At 69.1% G+C, this 18,139-nt stretch carries 20 protein-coding genes and 1 riboswitch; of the genes, 9 read left to right on the forward strand and 11 right to left on the reverse strand.

Annotation, left to right across the window (positions count from 1 at the left end):
* Nucleotides 1–4: 4 nt before the first annotated feature.
* Both ACGFY9_RS06440 and ACGFY9_RS06445 read right to left on the reverse strand, forming a co-directional pair.
* Nucleotides 5–685 carry a class I SAM-dependent methyltransferase gene (locus tag ACGFY9_RS06440; protein WP_393752534.1) on the reverse strand — a complete coding sequence of 227 codons (681 nt, stop codon included), beginning with the start codon at nucleotides 683–685 and terminating at the stop codon, nucleotides 5–7.
* Nucleotides 686–781: 96 nt separating this feature from the next.
* On the reverse strand, nucleotides 782–1,165 hold the full coding sequence (locus ACGFY9_RS06445) for a hypothetical protein (protein ID WP_393752536.1): 384 nt from the start codon (nucleotides 1,163–1,165) through the stop codon (nucleotides 782–784).
* A 111-nt stretch (nucleotides 1,166–1,276) separates the two neighbouring features.
* Between ACGFY9_RS06445 and ACGFY9_RS06450 the strand changes: the two genes are divergently transcribed.
* The 5 genes from ACGFY9_RS06450 (at nucleotide 1,277) to ACGFY9_RS06470 (ending at nucleotide 3,689) form a co-directional block, all read left to right on the forward strand.
* Nucleotides 1,277–2,119, forward strand: coding sequence for a helix-turn-helix domain-containing protein (locus tag ACGFY9_RS06450; protein ID WP_393752538.1), 843 nt, complete (start codon nucleotides 1,277–1,279; stop codon nucleotides 2,117–2,119).
* Nucleotides 2,100–2,309 carry a DUF397 domain-containing protein gene (locus tag ACGFY9_RS06455; protein ID WP_393752540.1) on the forward strand — a complete coding sequence of 70 codons (210 nt, stop codon included), beginning with the start codon at nucleotides 2,100–2,102 and terminating at the stop codon, nucleotides 2,307–2,309. The genes ACGFY9_RS06450 and ACGFY9_RS06455 overlap by 20 nt, the downstream gene beginning before the upstream one ends.
* Before the next feature lie 68 nt (nucleotides 2,310–2,377).
* A complete protein-coding gene (locus ACGFY9_RS06460) occupies nucleotides 2,378–2,611 on the forward strand; it encodes a helix-turn-helix domain-containing protein (protein WP_393752542.1) in 234 nt (77 codons plus the stop codon).
* Between the two features lie 93 nt (nucleotides 2,612–2,704).
* Nucleotides 2,705–3,271 (forward strand): hypothetical protein, encoded by a 567-nt coding sequence (locus ACGFY9_RS06465; protein WP_366433566.1) that lies wholly within the window; start codon nucleotides 2,705–2,707, stop codon nucleotides 3,269–3,271.
* Between the two features lie 31 nt (nucleotides 3,272–3,302).
* On the forward strand, nucleotides 3,303–3,689 hold the full coding sequence (locus ACGFY9_RS06470; RefSeq protein ID WP_393752544.1) for a hypothetical protein: 387 nt from the start codon (nucleotides 3,303–3,305) through the stop codon (nucleotides 3,687–3,689).
* On the opposite strand, the gene ACGFY9_RS06475 is transcribed toward ACGFY9_RS06470, so the two are convergent.
* From ACGFY9_RS06475 to thrC, 6 genes are all read right to left on the reverse strand, one after another.
* Nucleotides 3,686–4,585 carry a metallophosphoesterase family protein gene (locus tag ACGFY9_RS06475; RefSeq protein WP_393752546.1) on the reverse strand — a complete coding sequence of 300 codons (900 nt, stop codon included), beginning with the start codon at nucleotides 4,583–4,585 and terminating at the stop codon, nucleotides 3,686–3,688. The two genes, ACGFY9_RS06470 and ACGFY9_RS06475, sit on opposite strands and share 4 nt — an antisense overlap.
* A gap of 181 nt (nucleotides 4,586–4,766) precedes the next feature.
* Complete coding sequence (locus ACGFY9_RS06480) at nucleotides 4,767–5,897, reverse strand: NADH:flavin oxidoreductase (RefSeq protein ID WP_393752548.1); 1,131 nt, start codon at nucleotides 5,895–5,897, stop codon at nucleotides 4,767–4,769.
* Between the two features lie 218 nt (nucleotides 5,898–6,115).
* Nucleotides 6,116–7,744, reverse strand: a complete 1,629-nt coding sequence (gene groL, locus ACGFY9_RS06485) for a chaperonin GroEL (protein WP_033281228.1) — start codon at nucleotides 7,742–7,744, stop codon at nucleotides 6,116–6,118.
* 359 nt (nucleotides 7,745–8,103) lie between these two features.
* A complete protein-coding gene (locus tag ACGFY9_RS06490) occupies nucleotides 8,104–8,310 on the reverse strand; it encodes a cold-shock protein (protein WP_019057200.1) in 207 nt (68 codons plus the stop codon).
* 431 nt (nucleotides 8,311–8,741) lie between these two features.
* Nucleotides 8,742–9,017: a MoaD/ThiS family protein gene (locus ACGFY9_RS06495; protein ID WP_393752550.1), complete on the reverse strand. Its 276-nt coding sequence runs from the start codon at nucleotides 9,015–9,017 to the stop codon at nucleotides 8,742–8,744.
* Between the two features lie 93 nt (nucleotides 9,018–9,110).
* On the reverse strand, nucleotides 9,111–10,406 hold the full coding sequence (gene thrC / locus ACGFY9_RS06500; protein ID WP_393752552.1) for a threonine synthase: 1,296 nt from the start codon (nucleotides 10,404–10,406) through the stop codon (nucleotides 9,111–9,113).
* 15 nt (nucleotides 10,407–10,421) lie between these two features.
* A riboswitch (SAM riboswitch) is annotated at nucleotides 10,422–10,568 on the reverse strand.
* Between the two features lie 190 nt (nucleotides 10,569–10,758).
* On the opposite strand from thrC, the gene ACGFY9_RS06505 reads away from it, so the two are divergent.
* Together ACGFY9_RS06505 and ACGFY9_RS06510 are read left to right on the forward strand one after the other, a co-directional pair.
* Nucleotides 10,759–11,703, forward strand: coding sequence for a glucosyl-3-phosphoglycerate synthase (locus ACGFY9_RS06505; RefSeq protein ID WP_318017079.1), 945 nt, complete (start codon nucleotides 10,759–10,761; stop codon nucleotides 11,701–11,703).
* 105 nt (nucleotides 11,704–11,808) lie between these two features.
* Nucleotides 11,809–13,224 (forward strand): trehalose-6-phosphate synthase, encoded by a 1,416-nt coding sequence (locus ACGFY9_RS06510; protein ID WP_393752555.1) that lies wholly within the window; start codon nucleotides 11,809–11,811, stop codon nucleotides 13,222–13,224.
* A 76-nt stretch (nucleotides 13,225–13,300) separates the two neighbouring features.
* Here the strand turns inward: ACGFY9_RS06510 and otsB are convergent, their stop codons facing one another.
* Genes otsB through ACGFY9_RS06525 form a run of 3 tightly spaced genes read right to left on the reverse strand, consistent with a single transcriptional unit; the run spans nucleotide 13,301 to nucleotide 15,756 of the window.
* Nucleotides 13,301–14,164, reverse strand: a complete 864-nt coding sequence (otsB, locus tag ACGFY9_RS06515; RefSeq protein WP_393752557.1) for a trehalose-phosphatase — start codon at nucleotides 14,162–14,164, stop codon at nucleotides 13,301–13,303.
* 43 nt (nucleotides 14,165–14,207) lie between these two features.
* A complete protein-coding gene (locus ACGFY9_RS06520) occupies nucleotides 14,208–14,459 on the reverse strand; it encodes a DUF3263 domain-containing protein (protein ID WP_393752559.1) in 252 nt (83 codons plus the stop codon).
* Between the two features lie 52 nt (nucleotides 14,460–14,511).
* Nucleotides 14,512–15,756, reverse strand: coding sequence for an extracellular solute-binding protein (locus tag ACGFY9_RS06525; protein WP_393752561.1), 1,245 nt, complete (start codon nucleotides 15,754–15,756; stop codon nucleotides 14,512–14,514).
* A 131-nt stretch (nucleotides 15,757–15,887) separates the two neighbouring features.
* On the opposite strand from ACGFY9_RS06525, the gene ACGFY9_RS06530 reads away from it, so the two are divergent.
* Nucleotides 15,888–16,829: an ROK family protein gene (locus ACGFY9_RS06530; RefSeq protein WP_393752563.1), complete on the forward strand. Its 942-nt coding sequence runs from the start codon at nucleotides 15,888–15,890 to the stop codon at nucleotides 16,827–16,829.
* Nucleotides 16,829–18,040 (forward strand): N-acetylglucosamine-6-phosphate deacetylase, encoded by a 1,212-nt coding sequence (gene nagA, locus ACGFY9_RS06535; protein WP_393752565.1) that lies wholly within the window; start codon nucleotides 16,829–16,831, stop codon nucleotides 18,038–18,040. Before ACGFY9_RS06530 ends, nagA begins: the two co-directional genes overlap by 1 nt.
* Nucleotides 18,041–18,139 lie beyond the last annotated feature (99 nt).

Here is an 18,139-nt window from a genome sequence, read left to right on the forward strand (position 1 = left end):
GTGTTCACGGCGAGATACGCGCCAGGGGCGCCCGCCACACCAGCGTGTACCGCCAGAACAACCGCCGTCGCAGCCGGGCACCCGGCAGGAGGCGTACCGCTTCTCGGCGGATCTCCACGAAGGTCATCTCCGGCGGCCGGGTGACGGCGGTCATGGCCACCGGGCGGGACACGGCTCTACGACCCCGGTTCTTCACCCAGCCCACGACGAGGTTCAGGGCGACGGAGATGAGGCCGATGGCGTCGTCGACGGCATCCGCCTCGCGGGCGCAGCCGACCACCACGAGGGTTCCGCCCGGGGCGAGTTGGTCGCGGAACCGGGTCAGCGTCTCGGTGAAGGGGAGATGGTGGAGGGCGGCGACGCAGGTGATGACGTCGTAGTGGCCGACGGGTATCCCGGCCCGGGCGTCGACGACGGTGAAGACCGCGGGGACACCGGGCGGGGTCAACTCCCGTGCCCGGGCGATGATTTGGGGATCGGAGTCGATCCCCTCCACCCCACCCGTACTCCTCACGGCAAGCAACCGCACCAGGTCACCGCTCCCACAACCCACATCCAGGGCTCGCCCGAACCTGCGGGGCAACTGCCGTAGCAGCCAAGGGTGGTAGTGGGCGTTGTGGCTCCAGGGGTGGGCGGAGTTGAAGGATTCGAGGGCGCGGAGGAGGCGGGGCGGGATCAGGGGCATGGGGCCAGTCGATCACGGCGGCCGACTCAGGGCGGGTGGCTCAGGGCGGGTGGCTCAGGGCGGGTGACTCAGGGCAGGCGGCTCAGGGCAGGCGGCTCAGGGCAGGCGGTTCCGCTCCCGGACCCTCGCCCGCAGTACCTCCTCCTGCCCGGCGGGCCCCGTCGACTCCGGCGGACAGTCCCGCTCCCGGCCGCGACCGACCGGCCTCAACTGCACGTTGCCGCCCACGTGTCCCATCACCTCGCCGACCCGCCCGTCCCGTACGTCCACGGCATACGCCCCGACCGGGGGCCGTTCGCCGCGCAGCACGGAGGCGAGCTTCTCGGCGGTACGGACGTTGCAACGCCCCAGCGTGACCAACGCGAACTTCTCGTCGCTCGCACCTGTCACCGGGTCCACGCACAGGGACGGCGGGACGACACCGACACCGGTGAGCGCCTCCCGGAGCGAAGCGACGATTTCTTCCGTCGACCGCAGCATTCCTTGCACCTCCACACAGAGTTCGCTGTTCGCAACACAGCGTGGCGGTCAGGTGTTTAGCCTGGCCATAGGCGGCGTACCAACAGTCCCACTGTTCGACATGGAGTTGCCATGCCAGGTCCGAAGGATCTCGACCCGTCCTCGTCCCCCCGCTCCATGCTGGGCGCGGAGTTGCGCCATGCCCGCGAGAAGGCAGGCCTCAGCCAGACGGAGTTGGGCCAGATGCTCTTCGTGAGCGGTACGTTCATCGGCCAACTCGAAGCAGGCACACGGCGGATGCACCTGGAGTACGCCGTCGTGTTCGACGAAGTCCTCGGCACGGACGACTTCTTCACCCGCAACTGCCACGCGGCAGCGCAGTCCCGCTACCCGGAGCACTTCGCGGAAGCGGTGGAGGCTGAAGCCGTATCGACCGCGATCCGTCAGTACGAGGCCATGCTGATCCCCGGGTTGTTGCAGACCCGCGACTACGCGCGCGCCGTCTTCCGCGCCTATCGGCCGACCGCGACGGATGAGGACATCGACGAGCTGGTGGCGGCCCGCGTGGACCGTTCCCACGTCCTCAAGCATCCAACAAGGCCGTCGCTTTGGGTGATTCTCGACGAGGCGGTACTGCGCCGGGAGACCGGCGGGACGAAGGTGATGGCGGCAGCCTTGCGGCACATCACCAAGCTGATCCACCAACGCCGGATCATCGTGCAGGTGCTGCCGTTCAACGCGGGAGGGCATGCCTCGATGGAAGGCTCCATGAAACTGATGGAGTTCGACGACGCCCCGCCCCTCGTCTACTTCGACTCCGTCGGCACCGGTCGGCTGGAGGACAACCCGGCCACCGTCGCCCGCCACAGGATCACCTTCGAGTTCCTCGCCGCTGCCGCGCTCTCCCCGGAAGACTCCCTGGCGTTGATCGAGTCAGTGGCCCACGATTACGAACATGGCACACAACACCCCTGATTACGATCTCCGCGGGGCCACCTGGCACAAGTCCAGCTACAGCGGCGGCAGCGGCGGCGACTGCCTGGAGGTCGCCGACGGTCACCCCGCCCTCGTCCCCGTCCGGGACTCCAAGAACCCCCTCGGCCCGAAACTCACCTTCCGGGCCGGTACCTGGTCCACATTCATCGACGACCTCAAACACGCCTGACCCCGGCTGCGTACCTCCGGAGGCGGCACGCGGAGGTCGCTGCCGAGCGCGCGGAGATCCGGCTGGCCATGGCTTTCGCCAAGGCCGTGTACGACCGCCGGGTGGAACTGGGGCTGACACAGACGCAGCTCGCGGAGCGGTCCGGGCTGACTCAGGCGAAGATCTCCCGCGTCGAGGGCGCCGACACCGTACCGACCCTCCCCTTGCCGCGCCGCCTGACCCTGGCCTTGAACGCCTCACTGAACATCACGCTCGACGACGACCACGAGGAAGTCACGTTCACCGCCCACCCGGCAGCTTGAGGGACGACAGGAGGGCGCCCCCTTCCACGGCGCCGCCCCTCCCACTCCCCCAACGCACGGACCACGCCGAACCCGACTATCGTCGACAGAACCATGAACCACGCCCAGCAAACCGCCCTGGGCCGTGCCCTCCGCCTCCTCGGCGAGCACGGCGAGGCCCTGACGTCCGACACCCCCGACGGCAAGCTCCACGAGGTCAAGGCGGACCTCAAGCGCGCCCTCGACCTGCTGGACGACAGCGTCAGCGGCGCCGCGCCCACCACCCGCTGCCCGGAACACCCGAACGGCCCGGTCGACGAGAGCGCCCCCGACCTCTGTCTGCTCTGCGAGACCCGCCGCCGCTCGGCCCGCCGCTCCGAGTTCAACGGCCCCGCCGCGCCCCGGCCCACCGACACCACCCCGTCCCGCTACGGTGTCCGCGAGGACCGCCCGCAGGCCCAGCAGCGCTGGCTCCCCGAACTGTGGAACGGCCAGGCCTGGCAGCTCTGCGGCACCCCGCGCCGCGACCGCCACGAGGCCGAGCTGTACATCAACGCCGCGCGCCGCGGCTCCCGCCCGGCGATGGCGTACCGCCTCGTGCACGAGTTCACGGACTACGAGGTGCTGCGGGTCTGGGGCACACCGGTGCACGTGGACATCGAGCCCCTGGGGAACCTCTGACGTGGGCCCTTTGGCATGGAGTGCCGATGTGGTGACCGGGCTCAAGTGGTGGCAGCGGGTGGTGCTGGTCGTGTGCCTGTGCGCGCTCGCGCTGCCGTTGTGGTTCGCCGCGAGGAACGTCCACCGGTTCGTCGACGGCCACCGGACGATCACGGAGGGGTACGTCCACTGCGACATGGAGGACGACCGATGCACGGGCACCTGGCGGCTGCCCGGCGGACAGCGAGGACGTGGGCAGATAGCGGGGTTGGGCTTCGAGTACGACGAAGAACAGGTGACGGGCATACGGCTCTACGCCGGCCGGGACTGGGCCGTGACCGACCGCTCGGACCTGGCCTTCCGCGCCGCCTCCGAGGTCATCGGCGCCGCGATCGGCGCGGCGCTGACCGTCTCGGTCGCCTGGTTCAAGTCCCGCTAGCCGTCCGGCTGTTCCCGTTCCCCTTCCCGTTCGATGACCAACCGGGTCTGCTCCGCGTCCAGTTGGTACACCGTCTCGTGTGCCCGTGGGTCCCGTGCGTGGAAGGTGTGGAACAACGGCCCTGTCCCACCGCCCAGTTCGACCCGTGAGGCCGAGGCACCGCGCACCGCCCGCTCCGTGCCGGGCGCGGTCGTCAGGTCGATCCGGTTGACGACACCCGGCGTGACCCACACCGGCGTCGCCTCCAGGAAGCTGAAGAGCTGGAGGTGGAAGTGCCCGGTGAGGACGACCCGCACGTCACTCCCCCGGATCGCGTCCGCCAGCTCCCCGGGGTTCCGCAGCCCGAAGGCCTGTTGGGTCGGCACGTCGAGGGCGATCGGCGGATGATGGAAGGCGAGGACGGTCCCGTTCCCGAACGGCGTGCTCAACTCCTCCTTCAACCAGTCCAGTTGGGCCCCGCTCAGCCGCCCGTACACCTTCCCCGGCACCAGCGAGTCGAGCGTGATGAACCGGTACCCGCCCACGTCACTCACGGCCGCGCACGCGAACTCCACGGGAAACACGGCGGACACGACCCGGTCCGTGCCGTCGGCGGCCAGGTGCCCGCTCCCCAGCACCTTCCCGAACGCCTCGCGTTCGTCATGGTTCCCGGTCGTGTAGAAGACCGGCACCCCACCCATCACCCGAGCGAACCCACCCACCAACTCCCGCACAGCCGCATACGCCTCCACCGCCCCGTCGTTGGCGAGGTCCCCGGTGACGACGATCGCGTCCACCCCGCGCTGATGCCGCAACTCGGCGAGCATCAGCCGCAGCGAGTCGGTCGCGTTGACGCCATGGCGGTTGGGGGCGTCGGTGCGCTCCAGGTGGGTGTCGGACAGGTGCAGGATCCTCATGCCGGGGAACGCTAGCCCGAGTTGGGGGGCAGCGGACAGGGGGCAAGGCTTGAAACACGGGCCCGCATTACTCAGCCCGTCCGGCGTTTGAGGACGAGGCCCCTTCAGGGCCGATGGGGGTCTGGGGGCGCAGCCCCCAGGGACGCGCACCCCCACCACGCCGCACCCACAACTCAGCAGCTCAGCTAAGCGACTTCAGCGCCGCCGCGTCATACGGCGCCAGCTCCTCAACCCGCCCTGCAAGGACCTTCGCAGCCCACTCGGGGTCCTGAAGCAGCGCCCGCCCCACCGCCACCATGTCGAACTCGTCCCGCTCCAGGCTGTCGAGGAGATCGTCGATGCCCTTGACCGGCGCCCCCTCACCCCGGAACCCCTTGAGGAAGTCCCCGTCGAGGCCGACCGATCCCACCGTGATGGTCTGCTTCCCGGTGAGCTTCTTGGTCCAGCCCGCGAGGTTGAGATCGGAACCGGTCTCCTCGAACTCAGGGAGCCAGTACCGACGGGTGGACGCGTGGAAGACATCCACACCGGCCGCCGCGAGCGGAGTCAGGATCGCGTCCAGCTCCTCCGGCGTCTCCGCCAGACGGGCCCGGTAGACGTCCTGCTTCCACTGCGAGTAACGGAAGATGATCGGGAACTCCGGGGACACGGTCTCCCGGACCGCCGCCACGATCTCCGCCGCGAACTTCGTACGGGCGACCGCGTCACCACCGTAGGCGTCCGTACGACGGTTCGTGCCCGCCCACAGGAACTGGTCGAGGAGATACCCGTGCGCCCCGTGCAGCTCGACCCCGTCGAACCCGGTCCGCTCCGCCGCGGCCGCCGCCTCGGCGAACGCGCCGATGACGTCGTCCAGGTCCCGCTGCGTCATCGCCGTACCGGTGACCTCGTCGCTGCCGATCCGCAGCCCGGACGGGCCGACGGCGGGCGCGTCCGCGTACGGCGGCTGGCCCTGCTCGCGGACCATGCCGATGTGCCACAGCTGCGGCACGATCGTGCCGCCCGCCGCGTGCACGCCCTCGGCGACCTTCGCCCAGCCCGCGAGCTGCTCCGCGCCGTGGAAACGCGGGACGTCGTCGCTCTGGCCGGCCGAGTCGTGACCGACGTAGGTGCCCTCGGTGACGATGAGACCGACACCTGCGGCGGCCCGGCGCGCGTAGTACGACACCACGTCCTCACCGGGGATGCCGCCCGGCGAGAACTGCCGGGTCATCGGCGCCATCACGATCCGGTTCGGGACGGTCAGGCCGTTGAGGGTGATCGGACGGGCGAGGACTTCGGCCGCGCGGGAGGCGGGGGCGGTCGTAGACACGTGTGGGGGCTCCTCAGGATTACCGGGGATCAGGCACCAGGTACCGGACGGTATGTGCGTATGCATTGATCATGCGTCAACGACAACCTCCCGGCCAAGCCCCTCATTCCGACCACCCCGCCCCTCCCCCTGTGATCCCGGACACGCCCGAGGGCGGTACCCCCTGTCGGAACAGGAAGTACCGCCCTCGGTAAGACCGTTGATCAACCAGAGGTCGATCAGAAGTCCATGTCACCGCCCGGCATGCCGCCACCGGCGCCCGCGCCGGCACCGGCCTTCTCGGGCTTGTCGGCGATGACGGCCTCGGTGGTGAGGAAGAGCGCGGCGATGGACGCGGCGTTCTGCAGGGCAGAGCGCGTGACCTTCGCCGGGTCGATGATGCCCTCGGCGATCATGTCCACGTACTCACCGGACGCGGCGTTGAGGCCGTGACCGATGGGCAGGTTGCGGACCTTCTCGACGACGACTCCGCCTTCGAGGCCACCGTTGACCGCGATCTGCTTCAGCGGGGCCTCAAGGGCCAGCTTCACGATCGCGGCACCCGTGGCCTCGTCACCTTCGAGCTCAAGCTTCTCGAAGACGTGGCCCGCCTGGATGAGCGCGACGCCACCACCGGCGACGATGCCCTCCTCGACGGCCGCCTTCGCGTTGCGAACGGCGTCCTCGATGCGGTGCTTGCGCTCCTTGAGCTCGACCTCGGTGGCCGCGCCCGCCTTGATGACAGCGACGCCGCCGGCGAGCTTGGCGAGGCGCTCCTGGAGCTTCTCGCGGTCGTAGTCCGAGTCGCTGTTCTCGATCTCGGCGCGGATCTGGTTGACGCGACCGGCAACCTGGTCCGCCGAGCCCGAGCCGTCGACGATCGTCGTCTCGTCCTTGGTGATGACGACCTTGCGGGCGCGGCCGAGGAGATCCACGGTCGCGTTCTCCAGCTTGAGGCCGACCTCCTCGGAGATGACCTCGCCGCCCGTGAGGATGGCGATGTCGCCGAGCATGGCCTTGCGACGGTCACCGAAGCCCGGAGCCTTGACGGCGACGGACTTGAAGGTGCCGCGGATCTTGTTGACGACCAGCGTGGACAGGGCCTCGCCCTCGACGTCCTCGGCGATGATCAGCAGCGGCTTGCCCGACTGCATGACCTTCTCCAGGAGCGGGAGCAGGTCCTTGACGTTGGCGATCTTCGAGTTGGCGATCAGGATGTACGGGTCGTCGAGGACGGCCTCCATACGCTCCATGTCGGTGGCGAAGTACGCCGAGATGTAGCCCTTGTCGAAGCGCATACCCTCGGTGAGCTCCAGCTCCAGACCGAAGGTCTGGGACTCCTCGACGGTGATGACGCCTTCCTTGCCGACCTTGTCCATCGCCTCGGCGATGAGCTCGCCGATCTGGGTGTCGGCGGCGGAGATGGAGGCCGTCGAAGCGATCTGCTCCTTGGTCTCCACGTCCTTGGCCTGCTCCAGCAGGGCACCGGAGACGGCCTCGACGGCCTTCTCGATACCGCGCTTGAGGGCCATCGGGTTGGCGCCCGCGGCTACGTTGCGCAGACCCTCCTTGACGAGGGCCTGGGCGAGCACGGTCGCGGTGGTCGTACCGTCACCGGCGACGTCGTCCGTCTTCTTGGCGACTTCCTTGACCAGCTCGGCGCCGATCTTCTCGTACGGGTCCTCGAGCTCGATCTCCTTGGCGATGGAAACACCATCGTTGGTGATCGTGGGGGCGCCCCACTTCTTCTCGAGGACGACGTTGCGGCCCTTGGGGCCAAGGGTGACCTTGACGGCGTCGGCGAGCTGGTTCATCCCGCGCTCGAGACCGCGCCGTGCCTCCTCGTCGAACGCGATGATCTTGGCCATGTGAAGTGGTCCTCCCGGACTGGGGTGGATTGCTCCGGACCGCGCTGGCGCCCGCGACGGACGGCCTGCCTGCCCCGTGGTTCCTTGCACCACCTGGCCTGCGGGCCTCACCGACCCGGTCCTTCGTTATCACTCTCACCTTCAGAGTGCTAACGCCAATGATTAGCACTCGGCATGGTCGAGTGCAAGCGGCTCCCAGGTTCTGGGCCTTCATCCTCGCGGGCGCGCGCGAGGGAAACACCGGGCACGCCGACGGGCCGGGCATGCCGAAGGGCCCGTACCCCAGGAGGTGACCCCCCAGGAGTACGAGCCCTTCGGTGAGGAACGAAGAACGTCGCTGCTGTTCGTCGGCGCGTGCTTCAGCTGGTCGCGAGCCGGACCATGTCCGCCTGCGGCCCCTTCTGACCCTGCGAGATCTCGAAATCGACCCGCTGACCCTCTTCCAGGGTGCGGTAGCCGTCCATCTGAATCGCGCTGTAGTGGACGAAAACATCCGCACCACCGTCGACCGCGATGAAGCCGTACCCCTTCTCCGCGTTGAACCATTTGACGGTGCCCTGAGCCATGCCTAACTCCCCTATTACTGGCCCTTGCACGGACCCGCACTTCGCGGATCCGGGTCAGACCTCACCCCCCACAGGATTGGGGGCGTGCGCCGGAACGCGTCGACCGCGGCCGAATGTATCCGTCCAACTGCCGTCTGCAACAGGTCAATCCGACGAGAATTCCGGGCAGGACCGGTCGGGAATATACGGAGAATTCGTCCGACTTCAGGGCAAGTCGGGCCCGATAAAGGGAACATAACGCGCAAAAGGTCTGCACACTTTGGCTACTTCTCATCGCACGCGGAGCGGGTACTCATATGCGTCCGGCATGCGGAGTGGAGCGGGTTCCCCAACTGTACCCCGCTCAACCCTACAGAATTGCCCCCTCCGCTTCTCTCACGGAGGGGGCAATTCGATGAACTCTTGGTAATCGGCGTTACCGAGGGTAATTATCAGCCGCCGGCGACGGCCGGAATGATCGACACCCCGGCCCCGTCCGGAGTGGCCGTCTCCAGCCCCTGCTCGAACCGCACGTCGTCGTCGTTCACGTACACGTTGACGAACCGCCGCAGCTTCCCCTGATCGTCCAGGACGCGGGCAGAGATCCCGGCGTGGTTCTTCTCCAGGTCACTGATGACCTCGGCGAGGGTGGCACCTTCGGCGGTGACTTCGGCCTGCCCGCCGGTGTACGTGCGCAGGATGGTGGGGATACGGACGGAAACGCTCATGCTCAAGACCTCCGGTCAGGTACGGCTTTTGTCTTTTAGGGGCGCGGGGAACTGCGCGACCAGCCCCCACGGGCCCGCAGACGAAGAACGACGCTAGGACGCAAGCCCAGCTTCCCTGAACGACTCAAGACTCGGCCGGATCGTCGCGGTGAGCCCAGTACCGGCAACCGCATCCAGCGTCTTGAGACCGTCACCCGTGTTGAGGACCACCGTCGTCAGGGTCGGATCCAGCAACCCGTTCTCGATCAGCTTCTTCGCCACACCCACGGTCACCCCACCGGCGGTCTCCGCAAAGATCCCCTCGGTCCGCGCAAGCAACTTGATCGCGTCGACAACCTGCTCGTCATTGACGTCCTCCACCGCCCCCCCGGTCCGCCGAGCGATGTCCAGCACGTAAGGACCATCCGCCGGGTTCCCAATAGCCAGCGACTTGGCGATCGTGTTCGGCTTCTGCGGCCGTACGACGTCATGCCCCGCCTTGTAGGCGACGGAAACCGGCGAACACCCTTCCGCCTGCGCCCCGAAGATCTTGTACGGCTTGTCCTCGACCAGCCCGAGCTTGATCAGCTCCTGGAGCCCCTTGTCGATCTTCGTGAGCTGCGACCCGGAGGCGATGGGAACCACGAGCTGGTCCGGAAGCTTCCACCCCAGCTGCTCGCAGATCTCGTAGGCGAGGGTCTTGGAGCCCTCCGCGTAGTACGGCCGGAGGTTGACGTTGACGAACCCCCAGCCCTCGCCCGCCGGGTCACCGATCAGCTCGGAGCAGAAGCGGTTCACGTCGTCGTAGTTGCCCTCGATGCCGACGAGTTCGCCGCCGTAGATCGCGGCCATGACGACCTTGCCCTGCTCCAGGTCGTGCGGGATGAACACGCAGGAGCGGAAGCCGGCCCGGGCGGCGGCGGCACCGACGGCGCCGGCGAGGTTGCCGGTGGAGGAGCAGGAGAGGGTGGTGAAGTTGAAGGCGCGGGCCGCTTCGATGGCCTGCGCCACGACCCGGTCCTTGAAGGAGTGCGTCGGGTTGCCGGAGTCGTCCTTGACGAACAACTTGCCCGCGTCGACGCCCAGTTCGCGGGCGAGGTTGTCGGCCTGGACGAGCTTGGTCCAGCCGGGGTTGATGTTCGGCTTGTCGGCCACGTCGGCGGGGACGGGCAGCAGGGGCGCGTACCGCCAGATGTTCGCGGGGCCCGCTTCGATGCGCTTGCGGAGCTCTTCGGTGTCGTAGGCCGAGAAGTCGTAGGCGATCTCCAGCGGGCCGAAACACTCCTCGCAGGCGAAGACCGGACCGAGCGGGACGCGGTGGCCGCACTCGCGGCAGGACAGCGCGGCGGCGGGGCCGAGATCGACGGCGTCTACGGAGTTCGTGGTGCTTGCAACAGTCTGCGCAGCCATGGAGGCGAGGCCCTTTCCTCATCTTCCTCACGACGCATTTCGCCATGAGACGGATTTGGCACCTTCCCGAGCCGGGAGCCTCGCCACATCTACGTGACAAGACCGGCTGGAGGGTTGCCGGGGCTTCAACGGGCCGTATCCCTCTGCCCCTCTGGATGAGCGGTGTTCAGTTGTGTATGCGGTTGTGTCACTTGCGTGAGCGTTGACGGCCCCCGACATGCGATGGTCATCAGCGTTGTTCAAGACTGTAACCGAAGGCCAGGACAGTTGAGTGAGCCGTCCGAACCGCGAGACGGATCACACACTCTGTGTGATCACCTCTCGCCGAGAGAACGCAGAGGAGCCGCGCAACGTGCTGAAGGAAGTCGAGCACTGGCTGAGCACCCGCTCCTGGTCCATGACCGACCGGCCGCTCCACAAGATTCTGGCCGCGAAGCACCGCACGGGCCAGTCGGTGTCCGTCGTGCTGCCCGCGCTGAACGAGGAAGCGACGGTCGGCGAGATCGTCGCGATCATCCGTCACGACCTCATGCAGCAGGTCCCGCTCGTCGACGAGATCGTCGTCGTCGACTCCGGGTCCACCGACCGCACCTCCGAGGTGGCCGCCGCGGCGGGCGCCCGGGTCGTGCACCGTGACGACATCCTGCCCCGCATACCCGCCGTGCCCGGCAAGGGCGAGGTGCTGTGGCGCTCGCTGCTGGTGACGAGCGGCGACATCGTCGCGTTCGTCGACGCGGACCTGAAGGAGTTCTCCTCGGACTTCGTCACCGGGATCGTGGGCCCGCTGCTCACCGACCCCGGGGTCGATCTCGTCAAGGCGATGTACGACCGCCCGCTCGGCGGCGCAGCCGGCCAGGGCGGACGCGTCACCGAGCTGATGGCCCGCCCGCTGCTGAACATGCACTGGCCGCAGCTGGCCGGTTTCGTGCAGCCGCTCGGCGGCGAGTACGCGGCCCGCCGCTCGCTGCTGGAGCAGCTGCCGTTCCCGGTCGGGTACGGCGTCGAGCTGGGCATGCTGGTGGACGCGCTGCACCTGGTGGGCCTCGACGCCCTCGCCCAGGTCGATGTCGGGGTGCGCAAGCACCGTCACCAGGACGGGCAGGCGCTGGGCCGGATGGCCGCGCAGATCTACCGCACGGCTCAGCTGCGGCTGGCCCGCGGTCACCTCATCCGGCCGTCCCTGACCCAGTTCGAACGGGGTCCGGACGGCTTCGAGCCGCGCACGTACTCCGTGGACACGGAGGAACGCCCGCCGATGGCCGACATCACCGAGTACCAGTCACGCAAGGTCGCATAACCGCACGGTTACAGACGCTCACGGACGGTCGTATACGGACTCTTACGGTCCGCCGACGGCCGTCCGTACGTTTGAGCGTTTCCGGCCCGGGCTAGGTTGTGCCGTATGGCTTCTACGTCGTCCCCCTCCCCCGCGTCCGGTGCCGCTCAGGTGCTCGTCGCGTCCAATCGCGGCCCGGTCTCGTACGAGGTGGGCGACGACGGTTCGCTGCGCGCCAAGCGCGGTGGCGGCGGGCTGGTGTCCGGGCTGTCGGCGATCGGCCCGGACGCGGGTGCGCTGTGGGTGTGCTCGGCGCTGTCCGACGGCGACCGCGAGGCCGTACGGCGCGGGGTCGGCGAGGACGGCGTGCGGATGCTGGACATCCCGGCGGACGTGCACGCCGACGCGTACAACGGCATCGCCAACTCCGTGCTGTGGTTCGTCCACCACATGCTGTACCAGACCCCGCTGGAGCCGGTCTTCGACGCGGAGTTCCGGCGCCAGTGGGCGTCGTACGAGGCGTACAACCGGGCGTTCGCCCAGGCGCTGGCGGAGGAGGCGGCGGAGGGTGCCGTCGCGATCGTGCAGGACTACCACCTGTGCCTGGTGCCGGGGATGCTGCGGGAGTTGCGGCCGGACCTGCGCATCGGCCACTTCTCGCACACGCCGTGGGCGCCGGTGGACTACTTCCGCATGCTGCCGGACGACATCCGCGAACAACTGCTCACAGGCATGCTCGGCGCGGACCGCCTCGGCTTCCTCACGCACCGCTGGGCGGACGCGTTCACGGCCTGCGGTACGGAGTTCACCGGCGGCCTGGGTGACACCCGGATCGGCGTGCACGGCCTCGGCGCCGACGCCGAGTTCCTGCGCGCCCGCTCGCACGAGCCGGACGTGGAGGATCGCATCGTCGCGCTGCGCGAGGAGATCGGCGCGAACCGCAGGACCATCGTCCGCGTCGACCGCACCGAACTCTCCAAGAACATCGTGCGCGGACTGCTGGCGTACCGCCAACTCCTCGACGACCACCCGGAGTTGCTGGAGAAGGTCGTCCACGTGGCCTTCGCCTACCCCTCCCGGCAGGACCTCGCCGTCTACCGCGACTACACGGCCGAGGTGCAGAGGGTGGCGGACGAGATCAACTCCCGGTACGGGACACCCGGTTGGACCCCGGTCGTGCTGCACGTCAAGGACGACTTCGCGCGCTCGCTGGCCGCGTACCGCCTCGCCGACGTGGCGCTCGTCAACCCGATCCGCGACGGCATGAACCTCGTCGCCAAGGAGGTCCCGGTCGTCTCCGACGAGGGCTGCGCGCTGGTCCTGTCCCGGGAGGCGGGCGCGTACGAGGAGTTGGGCGAGGACGCGATCCCGGTCAACCCGTACGACGTGATCGGCACGGCCGCAGCCCTGCACGAGGCGCTGACCATGCCGGCCGCCGAACGGGCCGAGCGGACAAAGAGACTGACGGCGGCGGCTACGGCCCTGCCCCCGGCCCAGTGGTTCCTGGAACAGCTGAACGCGCTGCGGGACCAGGTGAGTTGAGGGGGTCGCTGGAAGCTGGGGTCATTTCTAACCACTGCGATCTCCATCGCCGGTTAGAAATAACCCCAGCCGCGAGTCACCCCAGGTGGGCCGCGAGCGCCGACAGCAGTTCTACGACTCCTGCCGCGCCGTCCACCACCAGGTCCGCCCGTTCCCGCAACTCCGTGACCTCGTCGCTGCCGCTGCACACCAGCAGCCCCGGGATGCCGTCCGAGCGGAGTTTCTCCACCGCCGCGAACGCGGGGAGGTCGCCCAGGTCGTCGCCGGCGTAGAGGACCGACTCGGCGCCGGTCTCGCGGAGGTACTCGGTGAGCGCTACGCCCTTGTCCATGCCGGGTGGCCTCAACTCCAGGACCATACGGCCCGGTTCGACGATCAGGCCGTGGCGGGTGGCGAGGTCGGTGAGGGGGGCGCGGAGGGCTTCGAAGGCTGCCTGGGGGTCGGCGGCCCGGCGGGTGTGGACCGCGACGGCTCGGCCCTTCTCCTCGATCCAGGTGCCCTGCCAGGCGCCGATCCCGTCCAGGAAACCCGGGAGTTCGGCGCGGACCGCCGCGACGCCGGGGTGCGGGGCGGGGGCGCTGACCGTACTGCTCACCGCGTCCCAGCGTTCCGTGCCGTAGTGGCCCAGCACGACCAGGTGCTCCAGGCCCGGGACGCCCGCGAAGCCGCCGTTGCGGACCGCCACGCCGGCCGGGCGGCCGGTGATCACGGCGACGGACGCGACCTTCGGGGCGAGTGCGGCGAGCGCCGGCACCGCGCCCGGGTGGGCCCGGGCCTGCTCGGGGTCCGGGACGATCGGGGCGAGTGTGCCGTCGAAGTCGAGGCCGATCACCGCGGAGGCCGGTTTGGCGAGGATGGCCTCCAGCGCGTCGCGGCCGACGCGGGTGACGGGGGTCGGCAGTGCGTGCAGGGGATCGGTGGAGTCCTGAGGGCTGCCCATGTCGACGACCCTATCCGGGCGGGGCCGGGACCCACACCTGCTGCTACCTCTCCGTACGCCTCGTTTCACGGACCCGTCTCAGCCTGTTCACCGTCACCGGGTCGTGGGCCAGGGCCCGCTCGTCGTCCAGCAGGGCGTTGAGCAGCTGGTAGTAGCGCACGGGGGCCAGGCCCAGCTCCTCGCGTATCGCGCGCTCCTTCACGCCGGGGCCCGGGAAGCCGCGGCGTTCCAGCGCGAGGATGTCCTGTTCCCTCCGGTCGAGGGCGGGAAGCCGCGAGGGCCGGTCCTTGTCCATGCCTGCACCGTAGACCCCGCCACTGACAACGGCCCCGGACGCCGCTCGGCTCCTACTTTCCGCTCTCCGCCAGCGACGCCGCCGCCTGCAACTGCCCCAGCACCGCCCCCGGGCTGCCGTTCGCGGCCACCGCCTGCCCTATCCGCTTCTTGATGTCGGCGCTGACCGTGGCCCAGGAGGTGTTGCCGACCGGGTAGAGCGTGGACAGCGGGAGTTCCTCAAGGAAGGGCCGCAGGTCCTTGTCCTGCTGGGACTCCCGCATCGCCTCGGACGCGGAGTTGGTCACGGGCAGGAGGTCGTACTCGCGGGAGAAGGCGAGGACGTTCTTCTCGCTGTAGACGAAGTCGAGGAAGTCGCCGATCTGCTCGCGGTGGCCGTTCTGCTTGAACGCGGCCATCCAGTCGGCGACGCCCATCGTGGTCTTGGCCTTGCCGGTACGGCCGGGCATCGCGACCGTGCCGAACTTGACGCCCTTCTTGGCGGCCTGCTGCATGAGGGTCGGGTGCCCGTTCAGCATGCCGACGTCACCGTTGGCGAAGGCGGCGAACGCGTCCGCGCGGTTGAGCTTGGCGGGCGCGACGGGACCGGTCAGGCCCTTGGCGACAAGGTTGTCGCGCAGCCAGGTGAAGGTGGAGATGTTCGCCGTGGAGTCGAGGGTGTACGTGCCGATGTCGTCGGTGTAGCCACCGCCCCCGCCGAGCAGCCACTGCATCGTCTCGGCCTGCGCCTCCTCGGACCCGAGCGGCAGCGCGAACGGGTACTTCACGCCCTTCTCCTTCAACGCCTCCGCGTCGGCGGCCAGCTCGCTCCAGTCCTTCGGCGGGGTCAGCCCGGCCTCGGTGAAGAGGGTCTTGTTGTAGAAGAGGACGCGCGTGGACGCGGCGAACGGCATGCCGTACTGGATGTGGTTCACCTGCCCCGCGTCCAGCAGCGGCTCCAGGAAATCGGCCTCTACGGGGATGGAGAGCAGGTCGGCCGTGGAGTACAGCTTGCCCGCGTCGGCGTAGTCCGCGTACGCGCCGATCTGCGCCATGTCGGGCGCCTCGCCGGCCGCGACCATCTCCTTGACCTTGCGGTCGACGTCGTTCCAGGAGTAGACGCTGACCTCGACCTTCACGTTCGCATGCTTCGCCTCGTACGCCTTGACGAGCTTGTCCCAGTATTTCTGCGAACTGTTGGACGCGGAGTCGCCGTAGTCCGCGGCGACGAGTCTCAGGGTGACATCACCCGAGTCCCCGCCGAGGCCACAGCCACCGAGGACCGCCGTCATGCCCAGTGCGGACACCACCGCGATCATTCCTGTCCTACGCCGCTGCACCGCTGAATCCCCAACCTTTGCTGTCGTGACGTTCGCTCCGCGAACCCATAAGGTCTACACCACGTGAGTGGACTAGACCTCTCGCGGGTGTACGGGCCACACTGTCCCGCGTGAGACATGTCATCGCCCTCGACGTGGGCGGCACCGGGATGAAGGCCGCCCTGGTAGGGGCGGAGGGCGAGCTGCTGCACCGGGCCCGCCGGGCGACCGGCCGCGAGCGCGGCCCGGACGCGGTCGTCGAGCACATCCTCGGCTTCGCCGCCGAGCTGCGCGCGTACGGCGAGGAGCAGTACGGCGAGCCCGCGTCCGCCGCCGGCGTCGCCGTCCCCGGCATCGTCGACGCCGAGCGCGGCATCGCCGCCTACTCGGCCAACCTCGGCTGGCGCGACGTACCCCTGCGCGACCTGCTGGCCGGAGAGCTGGGTGTCCCGGTCGCCCTCGGCCACGACGTCCGCACCGGCGGCCTCGCCGAGGGCCGCATCGGCGCGGGCAAGGGCGCCGACCGCTTCCTGTTCGTCCCGCTCGGCACCGGTATAGCGGGCGCGATCGGCATCGACGGCCGCGTGGAGGCGGGCGCGCACGGCTTCGCGGGCGAGATCGGCCACATCGTCGTACGGCCGGGCGGCACCCCCTGCCCCTGCGGCCAGAGCGGCTGCCTGGAGCGGTACGCGTCCGCCGCGGCGGTCACCGAGGCCTGGGCGGCCGCCTCCGGCACCCCCGGGGCGGACGCGGCGGACTGCGCGAAGGCGGTCGCCTCCGGAGACCCCCGCGCCGAAAAGGTCTGGCAGGAAGCCGTCGACGCCCTCGCCGACGGCCTCGTCACCGCCCTCACCCTCCTGGACCCCCGCACGATCATCATCGGTGGCGGCCTGGCAGAAGCGGGGGAAACGTTGTTCACACCACTGCGGAAGGCGGTCCGGACCCGGATCACCTTCCAGAAGCTGCCGACGATCGTCCCCGCGGCCCTGGGGGACACAGCCGGATGTCTAGGTGCAGGCCTCCTGGCCTGGGATCTCCTCAACCACACCGACCGCACGGAGGTAGCACGCTGATGGCAACCCCCCCAGGGGCGCGAGGAACTGCGCGACCAGCCACACACAGCCCGCAGCCCGCAACCGGTACAAGGCCCCTCATCCTGTCCGGCGCCACAGTGGTCCTGCCCACCGGAACGGTCAAAGACGGCCGAGTAATCATCGACGGCACCCGAATCGCCGGTTCAGCCCCTGTCGGCGCCGAGGTGATCGACCTCACCGGCCACTGGCTGGTACCGGGATTCGTAGACATCCACAACCACGGCGGCGGCGGAGCCTCGTTCACCTCCGGCACCCCCGAGGACGTCCTCAACGGCATCCACACCCACCGCCTCCACGGCACCACAACCGTCGTCGCCTCGACCGTCACCGGCGACATGGACTTCCTCGCCCAGCGCGCCGGCCTCCTCTCCGAACTGGCCGAGCAGGGCGACCTCGCCGGAATCCACTTCGAGGGCCCGTTCATCTCCCCGTGCCGCAAGGGCGCCCACTCCGAGGAGCTGCTCCGCGACCCCGACCCCGCGGACGTCCGCAAGCTGGTCGACGCGGCCCGCGGCACGGCGAAGATGGTCACCCTCGCGACCGAACTCCCCGGCGGCCTCGACTCCGTACGCCTGCTCGCCGAACACGGCGTGATCGCGGCGATCGGGCACACGGACGCGACGTACGAGCAGACGGTGGAGGCGATCGACGCGGGCGCGACGGTCGCCACGCACCTGTTCAACGCGATGCCGCCGCTCGGTCACCGCGACCCCGGTCCGATCGCGGCACTGCTCGAAGACGAGCGGATCACGGTCGAGTTGATCAACGACGGTACGCATCTGCACCCGGCGGCACTGGAGTTGGCGTTCCACCATGCCGGTGCGGAGCGGGTCGCGTTCATCACGGACGCAATGGACGCGGCGGGCTTCGGTGACGGGCGTTACATGCTCGGCCCGCTGGAGGTCGAGGTCAGTGAGGGTGTGGCGCGGCTGGTGGAGGGCGGTTCGATCGCGGGCTCGACCCTCACCCTGGACCGGGCCTTCAAGCGCGCGGTGACGGTCGACCGGCTGCCGGTCGAGGACGTGGTCGCCGCGATCTCGGCCAACCCGGCCCGGCTGCTGGGTAGTTACGACGAGATCGGCTCGCTGGAGCCCGGCAAGTACGCGGACCTCGTGCTGCTGGACTCCGCGTTCGACCTCAAGGGCGTGATGCGGCGCGGTGAATGGGTGGTCGATCCCCAACTGGGGTGAAATGTACCGCTGTTGAGGCGGCGGTCGTCCCGGGAGACTGGGAGGACCGCCGCCTCTTTGGCATGATCGGGGCCGAACTGGACGGCGGATACACATACT

Source organism: Streptomyces sp. NPDC048504, assembly GCF_043200035.1.
Taxonomy (GTDB): domain Bacteria; phylum Actinomycetota; class Actinomycetes; order Streptomycetales; family Streptomycetaceae; genus Streptomyces.